The organism is Enterobacter sp. ECC-249 (assembly GCF_043965265.1).
Lineage (GTDB): Bacteria > Pseudomonadota > Gammaproteobacteria > Enterobacterales > Enterobacteriaceae > Enterobacter > Enterobacter quasiroggenkampii.
The window spans coordinates 3,584,252-3,593,604 of the sequence record NZ_CP143660.1 but is presented as its reverse complement, the minus strand read 5'-3'; the positions used below and the strand labels follow the sequence as shown (position 1 = coordinate 3,593,604).

Here is a 9,353-nt window from a genome sequence, read left to right as displayed (position 1 = left end):
GAGGGCACCAGACCGCACCGCAACAGCACGCGTTTTGTAAGCCGGGTAAGGCGAAGCCGCCACCCGGCACGACCGCATTAGCTAAACATCACCTGCGCCCAGCGCGCCAGCCCTGCGGTAACGGAGCCAAAATCATCGCCACCCGCAATCGGTATTCCCGGCAGCTGTTCCGCCAGCGCTTTCTTGATCAGCGGTGAACGGGCGCTCCCCCCGGTCAGGTAGATAACGTCCGGCTTCTCTTTGCCGTTCTCCAGCGCCAGCTGCACCTGCTCCAGAATACGCTGCAGCGGCTGGGCGAGCGCCGTCTCCAGCCCGTCCTGCGAAATGGCGGTAGCCAGTTCGTCACTGATGAACGGCAGGGAGACCTCATGTTCAGCGCGGTCGGAAAGGGCGATTTTGCTCTCTTCCGCCGTACGCACCACGCGGTAGCTCAGACGCTGGCGCCACACTTTATAGAGCAGGGCGACTTTTTCGCCGTCCTGTGCATCGCGCACCAGATCGTTAAGGAAGCGGCCGTTGGCGGTGCTGTAAAAATCACTCTGCGCAGGCACATCGTTGATGGCAATCGCGTTCCACCACGGCAGGATCGGCAGGGCGATGCCTTTTTCCGTCTGCCCGCCCATGCCGAGCAGCGGCATCAGGCTCTTGAATGCCAGGGCGATGTCAAGATCGTTACCGCCTACGCGGCAGCCGCTGTGCCCAAGCAGGCTGTTTTCACGATCGCGACGGTTATGCCACTGGGGGCCCATCAGCAGCAGCGAGCAGTCCGTTGTGCCCCCGCCGATGTCCACGACTAATACGCGCTTCTCTTCCGTCAGCGTGGCTTCAAAGTCCAGCCCCGCTGCAACAGGCTCATACTGGAATACCACGTCGCGAAAGCCTGCGCGGTGCGCCGCGCGTTCAAGGATCCCCTGCGCCTGCTGGTTGGCCTCTTCGCCGCCCAGCCCCTGGAAGTTGATCGGGCGGCCAATGACTGCCTGGGTAATCGCATCGGAGACCTGCGTCTGCGCCTGCTGACGAATATGCAGCATCATCGCGCACACCAGGTCTTCGAATAGCGCGACCTGCTGCGGCTTCAGGCCGCTGGCGCCGAGGAAGGATTTTGGCGATTTAACGAAATAGACTTCTTCGGGGTCTTCAACGTAGTGCCCGAGCGAAGAGAGGCCGAACTGCACGCTGGACGGCGTAACATCGATATCTTCCTCGCGGTTAAAGCTGACCGCCCGGCGCAGCAGCGCCTGGGTCTCTGCCGCCGTGGCCGGAACCTGATGGTGGCGGAACAGCCATTCGCTCACCGCTTCACGCGTCGGCGCGCAGAGCATAGACGGCAGCAGCGTGCTCTCTTTTTCCATTTTCAGGAGCCGTGGCTGCCCGTTTTGCATAATCGCAACCGAGCAGTTTGCCGTACCGTAGTCAAATCCAATAAACACGATGAATCCCCATGCCGGTGAGAAGGGGCGAGACTTTAACGAAATGTCCGCATGGCGACAACAGGAATATGAAAGCAAGGCGAAACAGGACCTTTCCGTTTATGCTGTGAAGAACCCAAAAGGAGAGACGATGTACACCCTCAACTGGCTTCCCCCTTACGACTGGCAGTGGATGTTTGGCTTTCTTGGCGCGCGTGCGGTAACGGGCATTGAAACCGTCACTCACGACTACTACGAGCGCAGTTTTGCCTGCGAGGGGCATCAGGGGATTTTCCGCGTGACGCCGGATATCGCAACACAGACGCTGACCGTGACCCTCAGTCCGGGGTTAATTCCGGTTGCACAGCCGTGCCTTAAACGCATCGAACGCCTGTTCGATCTTGCCTGCAATCCGCAGCACATCGCGGAGACGCTGGGCGATCTCGGTGCTGCCCGCCCAGGCTTGCGTTTGCCGGGAGCGATGGATGCCTACGAGCAGGGCGTCCGGGCGATTCTCGGGCAGCTGGTGAGCGTGGCGATGGCGGCGAAGCTGGCGTCGCGCGTGGTGGCGCTATGCGGTGAACCCGTGGCGGATTGTCCGGGCTATCTCTGCTTCCCCACGCCGCAGGCGCTGGCGGCAGCGGACCCGCTGGCGCTGAAAGCATTGGGCATGCCGGTAAAGCGCGCTGAGTCGCTGATTCACCTGGCGCAGTCGGTTATCGACGGAACGTTTCCGCTTTTCCCACCCGCGAATATAGAAGAGGGGATGAAGGCGCTACAGCAGCGGCCGGGAATAGGGCGCTGGACGGCAAACTACCTGGCCCTGCGCGGCTGGCAGGCGAAAGATGTGTTTCTGCCGGATGATTACCTGATTAAACAACGCTTCGCCGGAATGACGCCCGCACAAATTCGTCGCTATGCCGAACGCTGGAAGCCGTGGCGCTCCTACGCGCTGCTGCATATCTGGTATACCGACGGCTGGGCACCGTCAGTTGATCGCGAAATAACTGGTGTTGAGAAGAAGATCTAATGGCTGCGGCTCGGCGATGGTATCACCAAAGATAAAATCGATGCCGATACCGGAGAGCGTATCCATCATGATGGGCTGGTTGCAGGGACCTGCGATAGTTTTCATGCCCAGTCGCTGGGCGTGGCCCTGAATAATGGTCACCATCATCTCATCCATCAGATTGCCGTATACGTTGGTGACCACCTCCGCATCCAGCATCAGATAGTCGGCCATATTCGCGGTCAGGTGGGTAAAGACGTTCATATCGCGTCCCACCTGGCTGAAGATCACGCGGCAGCCCGCCTGACGGAGCTTTTGCAGACCCCGATGCAGGTTCTTTTCCGGGCTGCACACCACATCGGCAGAGATAACCAGATGCAGCAGACGGCCCGGCATCGGGCTTTTATCCAGCAGGTCGAGCAGTTCATCCACCAGCGTCACGCTGGCTAAACCGGCTTCAGAAAGCGGCAGCGCCACGCCCATGCCTTTACTGGCGATCTGTGCGGCTGAGGTGCGGAAAAACTCGCTAAAGATCCGTCTGTCGAGGGCATGCAGAAGCTCAGGCTCCGCCAGGCCCGAGCGGAAGGCATGCTCTTCCTGAACTTCGCCCTGGCTGGTCCACAGGCGTAACGACAGCAGCCAGAAATTACTGCTTTCCGGGATGCGCGGAGAGGCGACGCTGCGGGCAATCATCATCAGATGATTGTCTTTAATCATGTGCCACTGTTCATCAAGCGACATCATGCTGCGCGTGTTGTGATCCCGCTCCTGCTGGGGTTCGTAAACCGTCACCATGCCGCGCCCGCTGTTTTTCGAGGCGTAACAGGCAATGTCCGCCTGGGACATGATCTCCGACGCCTGATGGTTATTTTCATCAATCAGCGTGATGCCGGCGCTGGCGCCGATCCGGTGCAGACGGCCTTCCCACATAAAGTGATAGTCATTGATCGTGTGAATCAGGCGCCCGGCGATATAGCGCGCGCTTTCAATATTGCAGTCCGGTAACAGTAATCCGAATTCGTCCCCGCCCAGACGTGCCAGCACGTCGCTGGAGCGGAGCATGGTCAACATCAGGGAGGCGAGTTCCCGCAGCAGGGCATCGCCCGCCGCGTGGCCAGCCGTATCGTTGACGGCTTTGAAGCGATCGAGGTCGATAAACACCAGAGCATGACGCTGGCGCGTTTCGCGAACGGTCTGCAGGAGCCGTTTAAGATGGTTTTCGAAGCTGACCCGGTTTGCCAGATGGGTCAGGGCATCGTGGGAGGCGCTGTAGCTCAGCTGACGCAGCATTTTGCGCGATTCGGTCACGTCCTGAATTACGATCACCGAGCCGATATTCTGTCCATCCAGCGTGCTGAGCGGCGTAATGCTGTAGTGAATATCAAAATTGCCGCCGGTACGGCAGTTCAGCACCACGTCCTGATCAATATCGGAACGGGACATATCGCCGCTGTGAATATTCTCCATCAGCGGCCCTTTTTCACCAAAGGTGATGTGTAACACCTTCAGGATCGGCTGACCAATAGCTTCGGTCTGCAGCCAGCCGCTCATTTTCTCGGCGACCGGGTTCATAAAGGTGACGTTCATGTTGATATCGGTGCACAGCACTGCTTCACCGATGGAGTCGAGGGTAATGTGCAGACGCTCTTTTTCCTGGAAAAGCGCCTCGTTAAGCTGCTTAACCTCGGTCATGTCCATGTTGATGCCGAGCAGCCGTTCGACTTCCCCCTGCTTATTGAGCACCCGGTTCGCCAGGGAGCGAATATGACGCACGCCTTCCTTCACGCGAATGCGGAATTCCAGCTTAAACGGCAGGCGGGAAATCAGAGAGTCCCGCAGTACCTGCTCTGCGTGGGCGCGATCTTCCGGCAGCATCGTGTCGTGCCAGAGCTGCCAGGTGGGCTTGATGTGCGGCGGAATTTCATACAGCTCAAACATCCGCTTATCCCAGCTGATAATGTCGGGTTCCAGATCCCACTCCCAGATGCCGATGCCCCCTGCTTCGTTTGCCAGGGTGATGCGCTCCATCAGACGTTTATTGACCCACTCGGTCTGCTTTAGATCGTTAATGTCTTCAATCTGGGCGATAAAATAGAGCGGCGAGCCGTCGGCATGGCGCACCACGGAGACGGCAAGCAGCGCCCAGACCACTTCTCCATCGCGCGTGTAATAGCGCTTCTCGAGGGTATAGGTATTGATGTCGCCGTTAATGAGCTGTTCGAGCTGCTCCAGGTCGGTATTCAGATCTTCCGGCCAGGTGAGCTGCTGGAAGGTCAGCGACTGGAGCTCCGTCTGGCTGTAGCCGAGGAAATTGCACAGCGCCTTGTTCGCCTGAAGCCATTTTCCTTCGATGCTGACCAGCGCCATACCGATGGCAGAATATTCCATTGCGTTACGAAAACGCTCTTCGCTTTCGGTGATGTGTTTGCGCTCGGCGCGGAAGGCGTACATCACCATGGTCATCACGTTAGCAGGCAGGAGCAACATCAGGAACGGTAGCCACGGGGCGTTCAGCATCGGCCCGGCGTGCTGGGTGGTCAGCGCCAGAGGGTTGCGGGCAATCATCAGCGACACCACCATCACGGTGACCAGAAACACCATGAACGCTTCCATCCGCGGCAGGCGCACGGCGCTCCACATCAGCAGAACGATCACGCAGGTGAAGGGCCACGGCAGCCAGGTGATGGCTGCCCAGCTGAGGGCCAGCGTCACGGCCAGCGTGGCCAGCGTTTCCAGCAGCAGTCTCGGGTCACGGTGGCGTAGCAGATAATGCGGCTTAAACAACAGCCCTAGCGGCACCAGCGCCAGCGCGCCAATCGCTTCTGACAATACCCAGACGAAGAAATTACGCAGGGGCTCAGGGCCCGGTGCCAGCAGAGACACCAGAATACCGCCTGCCAGCGGCGGCACCAGCGCGCTGCCGACGGCCACGCGGATCCAGTCGTTCAGATTCTGCAGCGGGTTATACCACGGGAGCCATTTGCGCAGGAACAGCGCGCCGATTGCGGCCTCAATGACGTTGATAGAAGGGTAGATGAGGCTGACCGACCCCCACGAAAACAGCATCCACGAGGCCAGAACATTGCCGAACGAGCAGGCCAGGGCGATTCCTGGCCACATTTTTCCGGCATGACGGTAAAACGCCACCATCATAATCGCGGTGGGGAACCAGAGCGGGGCAAGCAGGGTGCCGAACCGGGTGAGCTCCAGCGAAAATAAGGTAAAGATAAAGGTGACCAGGCCCAGACAGACAAGTCGTATTAAAGGATGTGGGGTGGTAACCAAAACCCGCTGGTATTGTTTATTCATTACCGCTTTATCCAGAGACGCCATGCCGTCAGGGAAGATGTCCGAACGCGTGAATTTGATAATTTGGTTTATGCTAGTACAAACAATTTACAATTCATATGGTGACCGCTCAGAATTTGACACCACAGACTTATTAAATAGAGGCTCTGTGAAAAAAAACGGTTAAACGCTGAAAAAACGTTCATTTAAATTTCACTCAGGGATTAAAGCGCTACTTTTCGGCCAGTCTCGCAGAACCTGTGCTTTCGACTGGTATCACGCCCGCGAAATCCCTATAATTGCCGCGTTTGACGCTCCGGCGTCGTCCTTCCTTAACATCCAGGTTAATCAGGTCGCTAAATTTATGACTGATAAGTCTCATCAGTGCGTCATTATAGGCATCGCCGGCGCATCGGCTTCAGGTAAAAGTCTAATTGCCAGTACGCTTTATCGCGAACTGCGTGAACAAGTAGGTGATGAGCATATCGGCGTCATTCCCGAAGACAGCTATTACAAAGATCAATCCCATCTGTCGATGGAAGAGCGCGTCAAAACCAACTATGACCACCCAAATGCAATGGATCACAGCCTGCTGTTCCAGCATTTAGAAGCGCTTAAGAGCGGCCAGGCGATTGAGCTGCCCGTTTACAGTTACGTAGAACACACCCGCACGCAGGAAACCATCCGCATCGAGCCGAAAAAGGTCATTATCCTTGAAGGCATCCTGCTGCTGACCGACGCCCGTCTGCGTGAATCCATGAACTTCTCGATTTTCGTCGATACCCCGCTGGATATCTGCCTGATGCGCCGCATCAAGCGTGACGTTAATGAACGTGGCCGTTCAATGGACTCCGTGATGGCGCAATACCAGAAAACGGTCCGCCCGATGTTCCTGCAGTTTATTGAACCCTCCAAACAATACGCCGATATCATCGTGCCGCGCGGGGGTAAAAACCGCATTGCGATTGATATCTTAAAAGCGAAAATCAGCCAGTTTTTTGAATAAGCCGCGTGAATTGTGTACCGTTCAGAGATAACCTGGTTTTACCCTGAGCGCTTACCGACTCAGGGTACGATGCATGAAAGGAGAAAGAGGCATGCGTCTTTGTGATCGCGATATAGAAGCCTGGCTGGATGAAGGCCGTTTGTCTATAACCCCACGTCCACCTGTTGAGCGTATCAATGGGGTGACCGTTGACGTCCGGTTGGGGAATAAATTCCGCACCTTTAGCGGCCATACCGCACCGTTCATTGACCTCAGCGGGCCGAAGGACGAAGTCAGCGCCGCCCTCGATCGCGTGATGAGTGACGAAATCGTTATCGACGATGGCGAAGCCTTTTATCTGCATCCGGGTGAACTGGCGCTGGCGGTAACGTTTGAATCCGTCACCCTGCCTGCGGACCTGGTCGGCTGGCTTGATGGCCGCTCTTCGCTGGCGCGACTGGGACTGATGGTACACGTGACCGCGCACCGTATCGATCCAGGCTGGTCGGGGCGTATCGTGCTGGAATTCTTTAATGCCGGTAAACTGCCGCTGGCGCTGCGCCCGGGCATGATGATCGGCGCGTTGAGCTTTGAACCGCTGTCAGGCCCGGCAGATCGTCCTTACAACCGTCGGCAGGACGCAAAATATCGCGACCAGCAGGGCGCGGTTGCCAGCCGTATTGATAAAGACTGATCGTTAGCCCATTGAGGATGCCATGAGAAGAGTTCTGACAACGCTGATGATTTTGCTGGTGGTGCTGGTGGCTGGCCTTTCGGCGTTGGTTCTGCTGGTTAACCCCAACGATTTCCGCGCTTACATGGTGCGGCAGGTCGAGGCGCGCAGTGGTTATCAACTGAATCTTGACGGGCCACTGCGCTGGCACGTCTGGCCGCAGCTCAGCATTCTCTCTGGCCGCATGTCGCTCACGGCACCGGGGGCGTCCCAGCCGCTGGTGTCCGCAGACAACATGCGCCTTGATGTGGCGTTAATCCCGCTCATTTCCCATCAGCTGCAGGTTAAGCAGGTGATGCTGAAGGGCGCGGTGATCCAGCTTACTCCGCAAACCGAAGCCGTGCGTGATGCCAATGCGCCGGTTGCGCCGCGCGAAAATACCCTTCCTGATGAGCCGTCCGATACCGGCTGGTCCTTTGATATTGGCAAGCTGAAAGTTGCCGATAGCGTGTTGGTTTTCCAGCATGAGCACCAGGAGCAGGTGACCGTTCGCAACATTAACCTGCAGATGGAACAGGATGCACACCATTTAGCGTCGCTGGAGTTTAGCGGGCGCGTGAACCGCGATCAGCGCGATTTGACCCTGTCGTTAAATGCCAGCGTCAACGCTTCAGACTATCCGCATCAGCTTACGGCCGACATCCAGCAGCTGAACTGGCAGCTGACGGGGGCAGATCTTCCCAACCAGGGGATCGCCGGGCAGGGAACGCTGCAGGCCGTGTGGCGCGAAGAGCAAAAGCAGCTGGAGCTGGATAACCTCAACCTGCAGGCAAATGACAGTAGCCTCAAGGGGCAGGCAAGCGTCACGCTCGAAGAGAAGCCAAAGTGGGTGCTGAATTTACAGTTTGACAAGCTCAATCTGGAAAACCTGCTGCCGCCTCTGCCGGCCAGCGCCACGGACAGCGATGCCACGCAGACGGGGCAAAGTCAGGCGCCGATCTCACGTCCGGTTATCTCGTCTAATCTCGATCAACCTGACTATAACGCTCTGCGCGGATTCACAGCGGATATTCTGCTGAAAGCCAATAGCCTGCGCTGGCGCGGTATTGATTTTACCGACGTGAGCAGCCAGATGTTTAACCATAACGGTTTGCTGGTGATCTCCGATCTGAGCGGGAAGATGGGCGCAGGGAATCTCTCGCTGCCCGGCACGCTGGACGTCCGTAAAGACGTTGCCAGCGCCGAATTCCAGCCGCGTCTCGACAACGTTGAGATAGGCACTATCCTGAAAGCGTTTAACTACCCGATATCCCTGACGGGGCAGTTAACCCTCGCGGGTGACTTCTCAGGCACGAAAATTGATGCCGCTGCTTTCCGCCGCGAGTGGCAGGGACAGGCGCATCTTGATCTGAAAAATTCCCGCATGGAAGGGCTTAACTTCCAGCAGCTGGTGCAGCAGGCGGTTGAGCGCAGCAGCGATGTGAAGGTCCAGGATAACTACGATAGCGCCACGCGCCTCGACAGCTTCACCACGGACCTGACGCTGGACAACGGGCAACTCACGCTCGACGGTATGCAGGGTGCCTCTTCACTGTTATCAATGACCGGTGAAGGTAAGCTGGATCTGGTGAAAGAGACGGCGGACACGCGCTTTAACGTGCGCGTACTTTCCGGCTGGCAGGGAGAAAGCAAGCTCATCGACTTCCTGAAAGAGACGCCGGTCCCGCTGACCGTATACGGCAAATGGCAGGCCCTGAATTACAGCCTGGAGGTGGATCAGATCCTGCGCAAGCATCTGCAGGATGAAGCGAAACGTCGGCTTAGCGGCTGGGCGGATCGCAATAAAGATTCACAGGACGGCAAGGATATGAAGAAGCTGTTGGATAAGCTTTGACGTTCGTTGTGCCGGGTGGCGGCTCCGCCTTACCCGGCCTACAAAAGCCTGACGCCATTGTACCGGGTGGGCGGCCAACAAAAATCTGATGTCGT

General features: G+C 57.4%; 6 protein-coding genes. 4 read left to right on the top strand and 2 right to left on the bottom strand.

Annotated elements, in window-relative coordinates; translation table 11 throughout:
* Positions 1 to 77: 77 nt before the first annotated feature.
* The gene (gene yegD, locus V1587_RS17185) at positions 78 to 1,430 is read right to left on the bottom strand and encodes a molecular chaperone (protein ID WP_371897246.1); all 1,353 of its coding nucleotides are present in this window, start codon (positions 1,428 to 1,430) and stop codon (positions 78 to 80) included.
* A 130-nt stretch (positions 1,431 to 1,560) separates the two neighbouring features.
* On the opposite strand from yegD, the gene alkA reads away from it, so the two are divergent.
* Positions 1,561 to 2,439, top strand: a complete 879-nt coding sequence (gene alkA / locus V1587_RS17180; protein WP_371897245.1) for a DNA-3-methyladenine glycosylase 2 — start codon at positions 1,561 to 1,563, stop codon at positions 2,437 to 2,439.
* On the opposite strand, the gene V1587_RS17175 is transcribed toward alkA, so the two are convergent.
* Positions 2,398 to 5,727, bottom strand: a complete 3,330-nt coding sequence (locus V1587_RS17175) for a diguanylate cyclase (RefSeq protein WP_371897244.1) — start codon at positions 5,725 to 5,727, stop codon at positions 2,398 to 2,400. The two genes, alkA and V1587_RS17175, sit on opposite strands and share 42 nt — an antisense overlap.
* A 343-nt stretch (positions 5,728 to 6,070) precedes the next feature.
* Here V1587_RS17175 and udk point away from each other — a divergent pair, with 343 nt between their 5' ends.
* From udk to asmA, 3 genes are all read left to right on the top strand, one after another.
* Positions 6,071 to 6,712: a uridine kinase gene (gene udk / locus V1587_RS17170; protein WP_008500855.1), complete on the top strand. Its 642-nt coding sequence runs from the start codon at positions 6,071 to 6,073 to the stop codon at positions 6,710 to 6,712.
* A 91-nt stretch (positions 6,713 to 6,803) separates the two neighbouring features.
* Positions 6,804 to 7,385 carry a dCTP deaminase gene (gene dcd / locus V1587_RS17165; RefSeq protein WP_024908111.1) on the top strand — a complete coding sequence of 194 codons (582 nt, stop codon included), beginning with the start codon at positions 6,804 to 6,806 and terminating at the stop codon, positions 7,383 to 7,385.
* A gap of 22 nt (positions 7,386 to 7,407) precedes the next feature.
* On the top strand, positions 7,408 to 9,258 hold the full coding sequence (gene asmA / locus V1587_RS17160) for an outer membrane assembly protein AsmA (RefSeq protein ID WP_371897243.1): 1,851 nt from the start codon (positions 7,408 to 7,410) through the stop codon (positions 9,256 to 9,258).
* The last annotated feature ends 95 nt before the right edge of the window (positions 9,259 to 9,353 follow it).